General features: G+C 56.0%; 9 protein-coding genes, 2 tRNA genes and 3 rRNA genes. All 14 read right to left on the bottom strand.

Annotation, left to right across the window (positions count from 1 at the left end; genetic code table 11):
• Positions 1–51: 51 nt before the first annotated feature.
• The 14 genes from rrf to mrcB all read right to left on the bottom strand — a co-directional run bounded on the left by rrf (position 52) and on the right by mrcB (position 15,631).
• Positions 52–167, bottom strand: a 5S ribosomal RNA gene (rrf, locus tag ACLH0H_RS13670).
• Positions 168–324: 157 nt separating this feature from the next.
• Positions 325–3,216, bottom strand: a 23S ribosomal RNA gene (locus ACLH0H_RS13665).
• Positions 3,217–3,464: 248 nt separating this feature from the next.
• Positions 3,465–3,540, bottom strand: a tRNA-Ala gene (locus ACLH0H_RS13660).
• A gap of 30 nt (positions 3,541–3,570) precedes the next feature.
• Positions 3,571–3,647: transfer RNA gene (locus ACLH0H_RS13655), tRNA-Ile, on the bottom strand.
• Between the two features lie 83 nt (positions 3,648–3,730).
• Positions 3,731–5,267: ribosomal RNA gene (locus ACLH0H_RS13650) — 16S ribosomal RNA — on the bottom strand.
• The 16S, 23S and 5S rRNA genes sit together here with 2 tRNA genes alongside, the layout of an rRNA operon.
• A 545-nt stretch (positions 5,268–5,812) precedes the next feature.
• A complete protein-coding gene (gene msrQ, locus ACLH0H_RS13645) occupies positions 5,813–6,433 on the bottom strand; it encodes a protein-methionine-sulfoxide reductase heme-binding subunit MsrQ (RefSeq protein ID WP_411382337.1) in 621 nt (206 codons plus the stop codon).
• Positions 6,433–7,446, bottom strand: a complete 1,014-nt coding sequence (gene msrP, locus ACLH0H_RS13640; RefSeq protein WP_411382336.1) for a protein-methionine-sulfoxide reductase catalytic subunit MsrP — start codon at positions 7,444–7,446, stop codon at positions 6,433–6,435. The genes msrQ and msrP overlap by 1 nt, the downstream gene beginning before the upstream one ends.
• 63 nt (positions 7,447–7,509) lie before the next feature.
• Positions 7,510–8,367: a CDP-diacylglycerol--serine O-phosphatidyltransferase gene (gene pssA, locus ACLH0H_RS13635; RefSeq protein WP_076952869.1), complete on the bottom strand. Its 858-nt coding sequence runs from the start codon at positions 8,365–8,367 to the stop codon at positions 7,510–7,512.
• Between the two features lie 145 nt (positions 8,368–8,512).
• On the bottom strand, positions 8,513–9,529 hold the full coding sequence (gene ilvC, locus ACLH0H_RS13630) for a ketol-acid reductoisomerase (RefSeq protein WP_003212125.1): 1,017 nt from the start codon (positions 9,527–9,529) through the stop codon (positions 8,513–8,515).
• A 47-nt stretch (positions 9,530–9,576) separates the two neighbouring features.
• Positions 9,577–10,068 (bottom strand): acetolactate synthase small subunit, encoded by a 492-nt coding sequence (gene ilvN, locus ACLH0H_RS13625; protein WP_003176102.1) that lies wholly within the window; start codon positions 10,066–10,068, stop codon positions 9,577–9,579.
• Between the two features lie 2 nt (positions 10,069–10,070).
• A complete protein-coding gene (locus tag ACLH0H_RS13620; protein WP_076952885.1) occupies positions 10,071–11,795 on the bottom strand; it encodes an acetolactate synthase 3 large subunit in 1,725 nt (574 codons plus the stop codon).
• Positions 11,796–12,226: 431 nt separating this feature from the next.
• Complete coding sequence (locus ACLH0H_RS13615) at positions 12,227–12,556, bottom strand: YqcC family protein (protein WP_411382335.1); 330 nt, start codon at positions 12,554–12,556, stop codon at positions 12,227–12,229.
• Complete coding sequence (locus tag ACLH0H_RS13610; RefSeq protein WP_411382334.1) at positions 12,556–13,290, bottom strand: tetratricopeptide repeat protein; 735 nt, start codon at positions 13,288–13,290, stop codon at positions 12,556–12,558. The genes ACLH0H_RS13615 and ACLH0H_RS13610 overlap by 1 nt, the downstream gene beginning before the upstream one ends.
• Before the next feature lie 16 nt (positions 13,291–13,306).
• Entirely contained in the window at positions 13,307–15,631 is a 2,325-nt protein-coding gene (mrcB, locus tag ACLH0H_RS13605; RefSeq protein WP_411382333.1) for a penicillin-binding protein 1B, read from the bottom strand.
• Between the last annotated feature and the right edge of the window lie 118 nt (positions 15,632–15,749).

Below are 15,749 nucleotides of genomic sequence, written 5' to 3'. Positions count from 1 at the left end.
CGCCCAAAACAAAACCCCATTTGCTTTCGCAAATGGGGTTTCGGAATTTAATCTTGACGATGACCTACTCTCACATGGGGAAACCCCACACTACCATCGGCGATGCATCGTTTCACTACTGAGTTCGGGATGGGATCAGGTGGTTCCAATGCTCTATGGTCGTCAAGAAATTCGGGTACTGAGTCGTTGCCGGATGGCCTCGCTTCAGCAAATTGGGTATGTGACAGCTGTCGGTGTTTTGTGAGCGTCGAACTTTCGGTTCATCTCGTCTTCACACACCGCAATCTGATGCTCGTTAGAGTAGTCAAATTGCTTGGGTGTTATATGGTCAAGCCTCACGGGCAATTAGTATTGGTTAGCTCAACGCCTCACAGCGCTTACACACCCAACCTATCAACGTCGTAGTCTTCGACGGCCCTTCAGGGAACTCAAGGTTCCAGTGAGATCTCATCTTGAGGCTAGTTTCCCGCTTAGATGCTTTCAGCGGTTATCTATTCCGAACATAGCTACCCGGCAATGCCACTGGCGTGACAACCGGAACACCAGAGGTTCGTCCACTCCGGTCCTCTCGTACTAGGAGCAGCCCCTCTCAAATCTCAAACGTCCACGGCAGATAGGGACCGAACTGTCTCACGACGTTCTAAACCCAGCTCGCGTACCACTTTAAATGGCGAACAGCCATACCCTTGGGACCGGCTTCAGCCCCAGGATGTGATGAGCCGACATCGAGGTGCCAAACACCGCCGTCGATATGAACTCTTGGGCGGTATCAGCCTGTTATCCCCGGAGTACCTTTTATCCGTTGAGCGATGGCCCTTCCATACAGAACCACCGGATCACTAAGACCTACTTTCGTACCTGCTCGACGTGTCTGTCTCGCAGTCAAGCGCGCTTTTGCCTTTATACTCTACGACCGATTTCCGACCGGTCTGAGCGCACCTTCGTACTCCTCCGTTACTCTTTAGGAGGAGACCGCCCCAGTCAAACTACCCACCATACACTGTCCTCGATCCGGATAACGGACCTGAGTTAGAACCTCAAAGTTGCCAGGGTGGTATTTCAAGGTTGGCTCCACGCAGACTGGCGTCCACGCTTCAAAGCCTCCCACCTATCCTACACAAGCAAATTCAAAGTCCAGTGCAAAGCTATAGTAAAGGTTCACGGGGTCTTTCCGTCTAGCCGCGGATACACTGCATCTTCACAGCGATTTCAATTTCACTGAGTCTCGGGTGGAGACAGCGCCGCCATCGTTACGCCATTCGTGCAGGTCGGAACTTACCCGACAAGGAATTTCGCTACCTTAGGACCGTTATAGTTACGGCCGCCGTTTACCGGGGCTTCGATCAAGAGCTTCGCGTTAGCTAACCCCATCAATTAACCTTCCGGCACCGGGCAGGCGTCACACCCTATACGTCCACTTTCGTGTTTGCAGAGTGCTGTGTTTTTAATAAACAGTCGCAGCGGCCTGGTATCTTCGACCGGCATGAGCTTACGGAGCAAGTCCTTCACCCTCACCGGCGCACCTTCTCCCGAAGTTACGGTGCCATTTTGCCTAGTTCCTTCACCCGAGTTCTCTCAAGCGCCTTGGTATTCTCTACCCAACCACCTGTGTCGGTTTGGGGTACGGTTCCTGGTTACCTGAAGCTTAGAAGCTTTTCTTGGAAGCATGGCATCAACCACTTCGTCGTCTAAAAGACGACTCGTCATCAGCTCTCGGCCTTAAGATCCCGGATTTACCTAAGATCTCAGCCTACCACCTTAAACTTGGACAACCAACGCCAAGCTGGCCTAGCCTTCTCCGTCCCTCCATCGCAATAACCAGAAGTACAGGAATATTAACCTGTTTTCCATCGACTACGCTTTTCAGCCTCGCCTTAGGGACCGACTAACCCTGCGTCGATTAACGTTGCGCAGGAAACCTTGGTCTTTCGGCGTGGGTGTTTTTCACACCCATTGTCGTTACTCATGTCAGCATTCGCACTTCTGATACCTCCAGCAAGCTTCTCAACTCACCTTCACAGGCTTACAGAACGCTCCTCTACCGCATCACTTACGTGATACCCGTAGCTTCGGTGTATGGTTTGAGCCCCGTTACATCTTCCGCGCAGGCCGACTCGACTAGTGAGCTATTACGCTTTCTTTAAAGGGTGGCTGCTTCTAAGCCAACCTCCTAGCTGTCTAAGCCTTCCCACATCGTTTCCCACTTAACCATAACTTTGGGACCTTAGCTGACGGTCTGGGTTGTTTCCCTTTTCACGACGGACGTTAGCACCCGCCGTGTGTCTCCCATGCTCGGCACTTGTAGGTATTCGGAGTTTGCATCGGTTTGGTAAGTCGGGATGACCCCCTAGCCGAAACAGTGCTCTACCCCCTACAGTGATACATGAGGCGCTACCTAAATAGCTTTCGAGGAGAACCAGCTATCTCCGAGCTTGATTAGCCTTTCACTCCGATCCACAGGTCATCCGCTAACTTTTCAACGGTAGTCGGTTCGGTCCTCCAGTTAGTGTTACCCAACCTTCAACCTGCCCATGGATAGATCGCCCGGTTTCGGGTCTATTCCCAGCGACTAGACGCCCTATTAAGACTCGCTTTCGCTACGCCTCCCCTATTCGGTTAAGCTCGCCACTGAAAATAAGTCGCTGACCCATTATACAAAAGGTACGCAGTCACCCAACAAAGTGGGCTCCCACTGCTTGTACGCATACGGTTTCAGGATCTATTTCACTCCCCTCTCCGGGGTTCTTTTCGCCTTTCCCTCACGGTACTAGTTCACTATCGGTCAGTCAGTAGTATTTAGCCTTGGAGGATGGTCCCCCCATATTCAGACAAAGTTTCTCGTGCTCCGTCCTACTCGATTTCATGACTAAGAGATTTTCGCGTACAGGGCTATCACCCACTATGGCCGCACTTTCCAGAGCGTTCCGCTAATCTCAAAGCCACTTAAGGGCTAGTCCCCGTTCGCTCGCCACTACTAAGGGAATCTCGGTTGATTTCTTTTCCTCAGGGTACTTAGATGTTTCAGTTCCCCTGGTTCGCTCCATACACCTATGTATTCAGTGTAAGGTAACCATCTTATGATGGCTGGGTTCCCCCATTCAGACATCTCCGGATCAAAGTCTGTTTGCCGACTCCCCGAAGCTTTTCGCAGGCTACCACGTCTTTCATCGCCTCTGACTGCCAAGGCATCCACCGTATGCGCTTCTTCACTTGACCATATAACCCCAAGCAATCTGGTTATACTGTGAAGACAACATTCGCCGAAAATTCGAATTTCTCGTTTAAGAGAACTCACAAATTTTACCTTAGCCTGAGCCGTTACCAGTGAAAGTAACGTCCAGTCTATCTTTCTATCACATACCCAAATTTTTAAAGAACGATCTAATCAAAGACTAGAAATCAACATTCACCATCATCACGATGGAATGCTCATTTCTAAGCTTTCATAACGTCAGAAGCAGTAGTGGTGGAGCCAAACGGGATCGAACCGTTGACCTCCTGCGTGCAAGGCAGGCGCTCTCCCAGCTGAGCTATGGCCCCGTATTTCTACAGGCGTTTCCCACACAAAATTGGTGGGTCTGGGCAGATTCGAACTGCCGACCTCACCCTTATCAGGGGTGCGCTCTAACCAACTGAGCTACAGACCCAATTTCGGGCTGCTTCTTTATCGTCTTCTTCAATGAATCAAGCAATTCGTGTGGGAACTTATGGAGCAGCTGATGTCGTCGATTAAGGAGGTGATCCAGCCGCAGGTTCCCCTACGGCTACCTTGTTACGACTTCACCCCAGTCATGAATCACACCGTGGTAACCGTCCTCCCGAAGGTTAGACTAGCTACTTCTGGTGCAACCCACTCCCATGGTGTGACGGGCGGTGTGTACAAGGCCCGGGAACGTATTCACCGCGACATTCTGATTCGCGATTACTAGCGATTCCGACTTCACGCAGTCGAGTTGCAGACTGCGATCCGGACTACGATCGGTTTTGTGGGATTAGCTCCACCTCGCGGCTTGGCAACCCTCTGTACCGACCATTGTAGCACGTGTGTAGCCCAGGCCGTAAGGGCCATGATGACTTGACGTCATCCCCACCTTCCTCCGGTTTGTCACCGGCAGTCTCCTTAGAGTGCCCACCATAACGTGCTGGTAACTAAGGACAAGGGTTGCGCTCGTTACGGGACTTAACCCAACATCTCACGACACGAGCTGACGACAGCCATGCAGCACCTGTCTCAATGTTCCCGAAGGCACCAATCCATCTCTGGAAAGTTCATTGGATGTCAAGGCCTGGTAAGGTTCTTCGCGTTGCTTCGAATTAAACCACATGCTCCACCGCTTGTGCGGGCCCCCGTCAATTCATTTGAGTTTTAACCTTGCGGCCGTACTCCCCAGGCGGTCAACTTAATGCGTTAGCTGCGCCACTAAGAGCTCAAGGCTCCCAACGGCTAGTTGACATCGTTTACGGCGTGGACTACCAGGGTATCTAATCCTGTTTGCTCCCCACGCTTTCGCACCTCAGTGTCAGTGTTGGTCCAGGTGGTCGCCTTCGCCACTGGTGTTCCTTCCTATATCTACGCATTTCACCGCTACACAGGAAATTCCACCACCCTCTACCACACTCTAGTCAGTCAGTTTTGAATGCAGTTCCCAGGTTGAGCCCGGGGATTTCACATCCAACTTAACAAACCACCTACGCGCGCTTTACGCCCAGTAATTCCGATTAACGCTTGCACCCTCTGTATTACCGCGGCTGCTGGCACAGAGTTAGCCGGTGCTTATTCTGTCGGTAACGTCAAAATTGCAGAGTATTAATCTACAACCCTTCCTCCCAACTTAAAGTGCTTTACAATCCGAAGACCTTCTTCACACACGCGGCATGGCTGGATCAGGCTTTCGCCCATTGTCCAATATTCCCCACTGCTGCCTCCCGTAGGAGTCTGGACCGTGTCTCAGTTCCAGTGTGACTGATCATCCTCTCAGACCAGTTACGGATCGTCGCCTTGGTGAGCCATTACCTCACCAACTAGCTAATCCGACCTAGGCTCATCTGATAGCGCAAGGCCCGAAGGTCCCCTGCTTTCTCCCGTAGGACGTATGCGGTATTAGCGTCCGTTTCCGAACGTTATCCCCCACTACCAGGCAGATTCCTAGGCATTACTCACCCGTCCGCCGCTCTCAAGAGAAGCAAGCTTCTCTCTACCGCTCGACTTGCATGTGTTAGGCCTGCCGCCAGCGTTCAATCTGAGCCATGATCAAACTCTTCAGTTCAAACATCTTTGGGTTTTTAAGAAACCCTAAACTTGGCTCAGCAATCGTTGGTTACATCTTTGATTTCTCGCGGAGTAACTTGTGATGCTGATAATCTTGTTGACTATCAGTCTGACTCCACAAGCACCCACACGAATTGCTTGATTCAGTTGTTAAAGAGCGGTTGGTTAAGATCTTTCGTCTCAACCGAGGCGCGCATTCTACAGCAGCCTCATTTGCTGTCAAGTGATTATTTTCAGAAGTTTTCGAAGAATTCTTCAACAACTTCAACCACTTGCGCTTCCGATCTCTCGTTAGCGGGAGGCGAATTCTACAGCGTTACACGCTGCTGTCAACACCTCTTTTTATCCGCTTTCGACCGAGAAGATCGAAACGTTAATAGAGCCAGACAAAACCGCTCTACCAACTCCTTCTGGGCTTCGATGAACTGAAGCCTGTCGCTGTCGAATCTCGCATAACCCTTTGTTTATCAAGGAGTTTTCCGTTTCGACTGCGCCGGAAGTGGGGCGAATTATAGACTTCCAGAATCTGCCGTCAACCGTTAATTACGCTTTTGTTGCAGAAAGTGGTTTTTTCGCAATAAGGCGGGGGATTCGCCGCATTACCGGCGGTATCCGCAGCACCAGCAGCAGCGCACCTATAGACGCATAGGTAACCCACTCCTTCAGATCCGCCCGCACGATCCACAACATATGCAGCAAGCCAAGCCCAAGAATTACATACACCAGGCGATGCAGCTTCTTCCAACGACTGCCGAGCCGACGCTGACTGTAGCGATTCGACGTCACCGCCAGCACCAGCAACGACAGGAACCCCAACGCACCGACAATAATGTAGGGCCGCTTGCGCAGTTCCACGCCCAGCTGCGACCAATCCAGGCCGAGTACAAATACGCAATAGGCTGCCAGGTGCAGCACCGCATAGGCGAAGCACCACAACCCCAGTTGCCGGCGCACCGCGATCCACCCCGGCCAACCGCTAAGCTTCTGCAGTGGCGTCATTCCCAGGGTGATCAGCAACAAGATCAAGGTACCCAGCCCCAAACGATCGACCAGTACCTTGCCTGGATCAGGCCCCAGAGCAAAACTCCAGGCTTCATACAACCAATACAGCGGCCATATCGCCGCCGCTATAAAGACACCAATGCGCCATGCCGGATAGCGCATCAGTAGTTCTTCCGTAAATCCAGATCGGTATAAAGAGAAGCCACCTCATCGGCGTAGCCGTTGAACATCTGCGTCTCACGCACATTAGGGCTGAACAAGCCGCTCGGCAGACGACGCTCCCGCGCCTGGGTCCAGCGCGGATGGTCCACTGTAGGGTTCACGTTCGCGTAGAACCCATACTCATCCGCAGCAATGCTCTGCCAGGTGGTTTTCGGCTGCTCGCTCACGAGGCTGATCCGTACAATCGACTTCACACTCTTGAAGCCATACTTCCAAGGCACCACCAAGCGCAGCGGCGCGCCGTTCTGATTAGGCAATTCGCGCCCATACATGCCCACAGCCAGGATCGCCAGAGGATTCATCGCCTCATCCAGCCGCAAGCCTTCTACATACGGCCAGTCGATCAGACCAAAACTCGAACGCTGCCCCGGCATGCTCTTGGGATCCTGCAGCGTTTCGAAACGGATGTATTTGGCTTTGGAGGTCGGCTCAACCTGCTTGAGCAACGCCGAGATCGGGAAACCGATCCATGGAATAACCATCGACCACGCCTCCACGCAGCGCAGGCGGTAGATGCGCTCCTCCAACTGGTAGGGCTTCATGAAGTCTTCCAGGGCATAACGGCCCGGCTTCGCCACCTCGCCGTCAATCACCACACTCCACGGCTCGGTCTTCAGTGAACCCGCATTGGTTGCCGGGTCGCCCTTGCCGGTGCCGAACTCATAGAAGTTGTTGTAGTGAGTCGCATCTTTGAACGGCGTGATCGCTTCATCTTTTACCGTGATCGCCTGCCATTGGGTGCCCGGCAGTTTTTCGGTAAACCAGTTCGGCGCCCTGCCCGCCTCTACATCAGCATAGCGCGAGGCCTCGGCAGCATTGGCCCAACGCGGCAAGCTGCTGGCTGCGATGCCGGCGAGCGCACCACCGAGCAAGCTGCGGCGGGAAAGATAGAAGGACTCTGGTGTGATATCCGATTCGGGGCAATCGGACGCTTTGGGCAATTTGATTAACATGGCAACTCCGCAGCATTGGAGAACAGATGCACCAATAGACTGCGGAGTATGGGCGAAATTACATTAAGGCAATGTTTTGTCGCGGCGCAAGTGCAGCAAATATTGAACCGGCCCCGAAGCGGCGTAGACCAGGAACGCCAGCAGCAGAATGCGCGGAGGATCACTGAACACTACGGCAAATACCAGTACCACCGCCAGGATTGCCACAAAAGGTACGCGCCCCTTGAGGTCCAGCTCCTTGAAGCTGTTGTACTTGATGTTACTGACCATCAGCATGCCGGCCGCAGCCACCATCAAGGCCACCAGGAACGACATCTTCGAACCCTGGATGCCGTAATCACTGAACGCCCAGACGATACCCGCCACCACACCCGCAGCCGCTGGGCTGGCCAGACCGATGAAGTAACGCTTGTCGGCAGTTCCCACCTGGGTGTTGAAGCGTGCCAGGCGCAAAGCCGCGCCCGCGACATAAATGAAGGCAACCATCCAGCCGACTTTGCCCATGTCACCCAGCGCCCAGGCAAATGCCAGCAACGCAGGCGCGACACCAAACGCGACCATGTCCGACAACGAGTCGTACTCGGCACCGAAGGCACTTTGCGTATTGGTCATGCGCGCCACGCGACCATCCAAGCCGTCGAGCACCATGGCCACGAAAATGGCGATGGCCGCAAAACCGAAATATTTGCTGGCGCTTGCCGCATCACCTGCCGCAAGGGCGCTTTGGGCACTCATGGAGTTGATGATGGAATAGAAACCGGCAAACAGGTTCGCCGTGGTGAACAGGTTGGGCAGCAGATAGATGCCACGATGCCGAACCTTGCGACCTTCCGCGTCATGTCCTTCTTCGACATGTTCATCTATGGGTAGCAGGCTTTCGGCGTCAGAAGCCTGGCTTGGCTCTTCGGGACGTTCGCTCATGGACTTTACCTTGCAACGGGGTGAAAAAAATTCGACAAATACTTGCGGCGAGTGTTCGCCCGCAAACGATGCAGCTTTATACCAGAACCTGCCTGCCAAACGAAAAAACGCGGCCTAAGCCGCGTTTTCTGTTGATACGTACGACTTAGTTCTTGGCTTTGTCGACGATCTTGTTGGCACCGATCCACGGCATCATGGAGCGCAGTTGCTCACCGATGATCTCGATACCGTGAGCGGCGTTGTTACGACGCTTGGCGGTCATCGAAGGGTAGCCGGTAGCGCCTTCGCTGATGAACATTTTGGCGTATTCGCCGTCCTGAATACGTTTCAGGGCGTTGCGCATAGCCTGACGGGATTCGGCGTTGATCACTTCCGGGCCGGTCACGTATTCGCCGTATTCAGCGTTATTGGAGATCGAGTAGTTCATGTTGGCGATACCGCCTTCGTACATGAGGTCAACGATCAGCTTCAGTTCGTGCAGGCATTCGAAGTAGGCCATTTCCGGCGCGTAGCCAGCTTCAACCAAGGTTTCGAAACCGGCTTTCACCAATTCAACGGTACCGCCGCACAGTACGGCTTGTTCGCCGAACAGGTCGGTTTCAGTCTCGTCCTTGAAGGTGGTTTCGATGATACCGGTACGACCGCCGCCGACACCGGCAGCGTAGGACAGCGCAACGTTCTTGGCGTTGCCCGAAGCGTCCTGGTAGATCGCGATCAGGTCAGGGATACCGCCGCCCTTGACGAACTCGGAACGCACGGTGTGACCCGGAGCCTTCGGCGCGATCATGATCACGTCGAGGTCAGCGCGTGGCACTACCTGGTTGTAGTGGATCGCGAAACCGTGGGAAAAGGCCAGGGTCGCGCCCTTCTTGATGTTCGGCTCGATTTCGTTCTTGTACAGCGCGGACTGGAACTCATCCGGAGTCAGGATCATGACCAGGTCTGCGGCCGCAACAGCGGAAGCAACGTCGGTCACTTTCAGGCCGTGTGCTTCAGCCTTGGCAACGGTAGCCGAGCCTTTGCGCAGACCAACGGTAACGTCAACGCCGGAATCTTTCAGGTTGCACGCTTGAGCGTGGCCCTGGGAGCCGTAACCGATGATGGCGACTTTCTTGCCCTGGATGATCGACAGGTCACAATCTTTATCGTAATAAACTTTCATGAGGTTCCTCTATATATCCAGGCCGTAAGGCCATTCGCGAATTTGGGTTAGATGCTGAGTACTTTGTCGCCACGGGCGATCCCGGTGACACCACTGCGTACGGTTTCCAGAATCGAGGCCGTCCCGATCGACTGGATGAAGCTGTCCAGCTTGTCGCTTGTACCGGTCAGTTGCACGGTATAAACACTGGCGCTCACATCAACGATCTGCCCGCGATAAATGTCGGTGGTGCGCTTGATCTCGGCACGCTGGGCACCCGTGGCCTTGACCTTGACCAGCATCAGCTCGCGCTCGATGTGGGCACTTTCCGACAGGTCGACCAGCTTGACGACTTCGATCAGCTTGTTGAGGTTCTTGGTGATCTGCTCGATCACCTCATCGTGGCCCACGGTGGTCAACGTCAGGCGCGACAAGGTCGGGTCTTCGGTCGGCGCCACGGTCAGGCTCTCGATGTTGTAGTTGCGTTGCGAAAACAGGCCGACAACACGAGACAGAGCGCCGGGTTCGTTCTCCAGAAGCAGGGAGATAATATGCCGCATGATTAAGTACGCTCCGTCTTGTTCAGCCACATGTCGCGCATAGAGCCGTCTTTGATCTGCATCGGGTAGACGTGCTCGCTGGTATCCACCTTGATATCGATGAACACCAGGCGGTCCTTCATGGCGAACGCTTCTTCCATCTTCGGCTTAAGATCTTTCAAATCGGTGATGCGCATGCCGACGTGGCCATAGGCTTCAACCAATTTGACGAAATCCGGCAACGATTCCATGTAGGAATGGGAGTGACGGCTACCGTAGCTCATGTCCTGCCACTGACGAACCATGCCCAGCACGCCGTTGTTCAGGCAGACGATCTTCACGGGAAGGCCGTACTGCAGGCACGTCGACAGTTCCTGGATGTTCATCTGGATGCTGCCTTCACCGGTGACGCACGCGACGTCCGTCTCCGGGAAGCTCAGTTTCACACCCATGGCCGCAGGGAAACCAAAGCCCATCGTGCCCAGGCCACCGGAGTTGATCCAGCGGTTAGGCTTGTCGAATGTGTAGTACTGCGCCGCGAACATTTGGTGCTGGCCCACGTCGGAGGTCACAAAGGCGTCGCCCTTGGTCACTTCGCACAGGGTCTCGATCACGGTTTGCGGCTTGATAACGCTGCCGTCGCCCTTGTCGTAAGGGAACAGGCCGCGGTCACCGCGCCATTCGTCGATCTGCTTCCACCAACTGGCGACGGATTCCTTGTTCGGCGTTTCGCCGATGTCCTTCAGCGCTGCGACCATTTCGGTCAAGACGCTTTCAACAGGACCTACGATCGGCACGTCGGCCTTGATGGTCTTGGAAATGGACGCCGGGTCGATGTCGATATGGATGATCTTGGCATTCGGGCAGAACTTGCTCGCGCCATTGATCACGCGGTCATCGAAACGTGCGCCCACCGCCAGGATCACGTCGGCATGGTGCATGGTCAGGTTGGCGGTGTAGCTGCCGTGCATGCCGAGCATGCCGACGAACTGACGGTCCGAACCCGGGAATGCGCCGAGGCCCATCAAGGTGTTGGTCACTGGCAGGTTAAGCAGCTTGGCCAGTTCGGTCAGCGGTGCGGAACCACCGCCCAGAATTACACCACCGCCGGAGTACAGCACAGGGCGCTTGGCCGCCAGGAGCATTTCTGCGGCCTTGCGGATCTGCCCCGAGTGCCCACGAACGGCCGGGCTGTAGGAACGCAGCTTGGCTTTCTTCGGGAAGATGTATTCGAATTTTTCAGCCGGGTTGGTCATGTCTTTCGGGATATCGACCACTACAGGCCCCGGACGACCGGACTGTGCGAGGTAAAAGGCCTTCTTCATGACTTCCGGGATTTCCGAGGCATGCTTGATCATGAAGCTGTGTTTCACGATCGGCCGGGAGATACCGATCATGTCGGTTTCCTGGAATGCATCGGTACCGACCATGGTGCTCGCGACCTGGCCAGAAATGATCACCATCGGAATGGAGTCCATGTACGCGGTCGCGATGCCAGTAATGGCATTGGTTGCGCCCGGGCCGGACGTTACCAGGACCACGCCGGCTTTACCGGTGGCACGGGCATAACCGTCAGCCATATGGGTCGCGGCCTGTTCGTGGCGAACCAGGATGTGGGTAACAGCCGGTTCCTTGAACAGTGCGTCGTAGACATGCAGCAGAGCACCACCTGGGTACCCGTAGATATAGTCGACGCCTTCGTCACGCAAAAAGCGGACGAGCATCTCACCGCCAGATAAAAGCTCCACGTTGTTCACCTCTAAAACGCCAGAATACCGTCCGTTGAAAACCGACGGGTCTTAATAGGTTTACTTCTCAACAGAGCATGAGCGACGGTGGTCGCCGACTACGTCAGCACTGACTGAGCAAGTATTGGGATCGTCCCAAGTGTTGCGGGCTTTTCCCACCCAGCGCGAGGTAACGCGTTGCGGGTGTTACAGGTCGGCGCGGATGTGCGCCTCATGATCTGCTGAGCGGGCCTGCTTCTGGCAGTCCCGATACAGCGGACTTTGGATTCTTCTGTTTCAGGCTCTTCAAGTCAAGCAATAATTGCGCTTTTTTCCAACTAAGCGCATGAGAACGTAGAAGAAAGGGCTTTGAGGAGGGATAAAACTCGCCTGAATGTCGTCAAGCGGTAGAAATGTGCGCAAGACTGCCGGAAATCCCGGCAGTCAGGCAATTAACGAGCGTCGGCGATCAATTGGTCGAACTTTTTCAGCGCGTTGCGCAATCCGAGGCTTTCAAGCGGGCGATCGGCATACACCATCTCGGCCATTTCCAGGATGCCCGACGCATTGGGCAATGGCAGGTCCTGCTCGAGAATCTGCTTCATGCGCACCAGGAAGATCCATTGCAGCCACTGGTGAAAGTCCAGGGTATCCACCGAAAAAGGCTCGACACTGCTGAGCGCCTCGGCGCTGGGGGACACTTCGTCCCACCAGCCTTGCACGCGCAACTCACGCTCAATCAGCAATAACTGTTCGGCAATCGCCGGAAAGCGTGCATCCATCAGAGGCTGACCTTGGCTTTCTGTCGCGCCTGGGCAGCACCGGCGGCATCGCCCTGTGCGGCGCGCGCGTCACCAATCAACGCCCACAGGCTGGCTTGCAGGTCGGGACGACCGTTGGCCAGGGACAAGCCACGACGAGCGAACTGCTCCGCTTGAGGTGCGTCGCCCTGGGCCATGCGCACCTGTGCCAGGCGATACAGCACTTGCGGCTCGCGCGGGGCAACGCGCTGGGCACGTTCGAGACTCGACGATGCACCGTTCAAATCGCCACCTGCCTGCTGCTGCTGGGCAGTGGTGAGCAGGGCCAGCACCGGGCCGTCCAGTTGCTCGTCAGCCGACAGGCCGCCGGCGCTGGAGGACGATGGAATGCCGCTCGGCGTCGAAGGCATGTTGTAGGTGCCCTGGTTGATCGGTGCGGTTTGAACCGGTGCGGTATCGATCGGTCCGGAAGCGCTTGGCCCTGGGGTCCACGGCTCGGCACTGATCGGCGCGGAGGTGGCGGAGCCGGCCCCCGGCACCATCACCACCACGCCCGAATCCTGCGGCACCGCTTGGGGCGCGGCCTGGGCAGGGCGATTGGTCACGGTCTGGCGGAAACCGCCATTGGCCGAAATCCGATCGCTATTGGAGACGGCTGTGCTCGAGTCCACCACGGGAATGGAGCCGCGTTGCACGCTGGAGCAACCGCTGAGCAAAGCCAGAGCTGTAATCGCTGGAATCCACCACTTGTTCACTTGAAACCCTCTCTGCTTAATTCATCCAGCCCTTGACCCAATCCATCACCGATTCCGCGTCAGCAGGGGCACCGCCACCGCATGCGGCACCGGGTGGCGGTTCGCTGCCGCGAATATACGGCATCTGCACCGCTCCCGGACAGTTGGCATCGGAGCCTTGACCCGTGTGCGGATCTATCCAGGCCTGCACGATGTTATCCGGCTGCGGCATATTCAGCGGCAGCGGGTCGGCCTTGCGCATGAAACTGGTCCAGACTTGCAGCGCACCGGTAGCGCCGGTAAACGGGGTCTTGCCGTTATCGTCGCGCCCCAGCCACACCACCGCCAGCACATCCTGGCCGAAGCCAGCGAACCAGCTGTCGCGCGAATCGTTACTGGTACCGGTCTTGCCTGCCAACGTCAGGTTGGACGGCAGAACTTTATAGACGGAGCTGCCCGTACCTTCACGCATCACACGCTGCATGGCGTTCTGGATCAGGTAGATGGAGCCTGCATCGAACCGCTGCTGAATCTGGAACGGATAACGCTTGAGCGGCTCGCCCTCGGCGGTCAGCACACTGCGGATGCCGCGCATCGGCGTATTGAAACCACCGTTGGCGAGGGTCTGGTACATGGTCGCCACTTCCATCGGCGTCATGGCACCGGCCCCTAGCAGTATAGAAGGGAAGGCTGGGAATTCACGGGTGATCCCCAGGCGCGCCAAGGTCTTCAGGACGTTCGGGACACCGACTTCAAGCCCAAGGCGTGACGTGGAAATATTGTAGGAGTGCGCCAGCCCCTGGTAAAGAAACACCGTACCGTGGGAACGCCGATCGAAGTTCTGCGGAGTCCATACTTGCCCATCCCCCCCTTTGACCGACAAGGGGTCATCCGACAGCCAACTGGTCAGGGTGTACTTGCTCGGTTTTTCCAACGCGGTCAGGTAAACGGCCGGTTTGACCAGCGAGCCGATTGGCCGCACCGCATCCAGCGCGCGGTTGAAGCCGGCGAAGCTGGCCTGGCGACTGCCGATCATGGCTTGCACTTCGCCGGTTTCCGGATTGGTCACGACCATGGCCGCTTCGACTTCGTCCGAGCCTTTACGGCCCGTCAGGCGCTTGAAGGTGTCGTTGACCGACGCCTCGGCTTTCATCTGCAAAATCGGGTCGAAGCTGGTGAAGATCCGCAGGCCTTCTTCGGTCAAGTCTTCGTCGCGGTAGTCTTCACGCAGTTGGCGTTTGACCAGGTCGATAAAGCCCGGGAAGGAGCTGTCCGCCAGCTTGCCGCGCGTGGTAACGCCCAGCGGCATTTTCTTCGCCGCAGCCACTTGTTCCGCCGTGGCCACGCCTTGTTGTTCGAGCACATCGAGCACCAGGTTGCGGCGTTCCAGCGCACGCTCAGGGTTGCGGCGCGGGTTGTAGTAGGAAGGCCCCTTGACCATGCCCACCAGCAACGCGACCTGATGCAACTTCAGTTCAGACAGCGGTTGGCCAAAGAAGAACTGGCTGGCCAGGCCGAAACCGTGCACCGCGCGCTGGCCGTCCTGGCCGACGAATACCTCGTTGAGGTATGCCTCGAGGATTTCCTGCTTGCTGTAATGCAATTCAAGCAGCATCGCCATCATGGCTTCGGTGAGCTTGCGGGTCAGGCTCCGCTCGCTGGTCAGGTAGAAATTCTTGACCAATTGTTGCGTAAGCGTACTGCCGCCCTGGGTCATCTTGCCGCCGGAGGTGTTCACCCAGACTGCGCGGGCGATCGACTTCGGCGAGACGCCCCAGTGATGATAGAAATCGCGGTCTTCGACGGCCACCAGGGTTTCGAGCAGGAACGGCGGCACTTGATCAAGCTTGATCAGTATGCGGTCTTCGAGGTTTTTCGGATAAATGCCGCCGATCATCAGCGGTTCCAGGCGAACCACGGGCAGCTTGGAGCCATTGAGTGACGATAACTCCGCAACATAATCGCCGGAAAACCGCACGCGCACCGGCTGGGCTTTTTCCAGGCCTTCATAGAACTGGAAGCCACGGGTATTCAGGTCGACGGTATTACCGCTGACGGCGGCCGCCCCCGGACCATTGCTCACGGGTTCGCGGCGATAGCCCAAGGCGTCGAGTTCGGTGAGGAAGTCGTCCTTGCTCAGTTTCTGGCCGGTGAACAGTTCCAGCGGGCGCGCGTACACCTTGGCCGGGATGGTCCAGCGCTTGCCGGAGAATTTCTCCTGGACCACGGCGTCGAGGTACACCGCAAAGCCTGCGAGCACTACAAGCCCCACCAGGCCGAGCTTGAGCGCCCAGCCCAGCCAAGGGCGCAGGCCGCGGGAAGGAGGTTTTTTACGGGAACGGGGAGATCGGGTTCGAGTCATGGCGGCGGATTATACGCACTTTATTGAGGATCAACATGAGCCGGACAGCGGTTTGCACGACCGGCCGCAGCAGCCATAATGCCCGCCATGTTTTCCCCCAGACTCTGAAGGATCGCCC

Source organism: Pseudomonas sp. MPB26, assembly GCF_046605355.1.
GTDB classification, from domain to species: domain Bacteria; phylum Pseudomonadota; class Gammaproteobacteria; order Pseudomonadales; family Pseudomonadaceae; genus Aquipseudomonas; species Aquipseudomonas cedrina.
Note: the sequence above shows the minus strand (reverse complement) of the source record. Positions and strands in the feature narration are given on the sequence as shown.

Bases quoted from the DNA above. Each gene is read 5' to 3' on its own strand.
- mrcB (WP_411382333.1), bottom strand. From the start codon at position 15,631: ATGACTCGAACCCGATCTCCCCGTTCCCGTAAAAAACCTCCTTCCCGC.
- ACLH0H_RS13615 (WP_411382335.1), bottom strand. From the start codon at position 12,556: ATGGATGCACGCTTTCCGGCGATTGCCGAACAGTTATTGCTGATTGAG.
- ilvC (WP_003212125.1), bottom strand. From the start codon at position 9,529: ATGAAAGTTTATTACGATAAAGATTGTGACCTGTCGATCATCCAGGGC.
- ilvN (WP_003176102.1), bottom strand. From the start codon at position 10,068: ATGCGGCATATTATCTCCCTGCTTCTGGAGAACGAACCCGGCGCTCTG.
- msrQ (WP_411382337.1), bottom strand. From the start codon at position 6,433: ATGCGCTATCCGGCATGGCGCATTGGTGTCTTTATAGCGGCGGCGATA.
- msrP (WP_411382336.1), bottom strand. From the start codon at position 7,446: ATGTTAATCAAATTGCCCAAAGCGTCCGATTGCCCCGAATCGGATATC.
- pssA (WP_076952869.1), bottom strand. From the start codon at position 8,367: ATGAGCGAACGTCCCGAAGAGCCAAGCCAGGCTTCTGACGCCGAAAGC.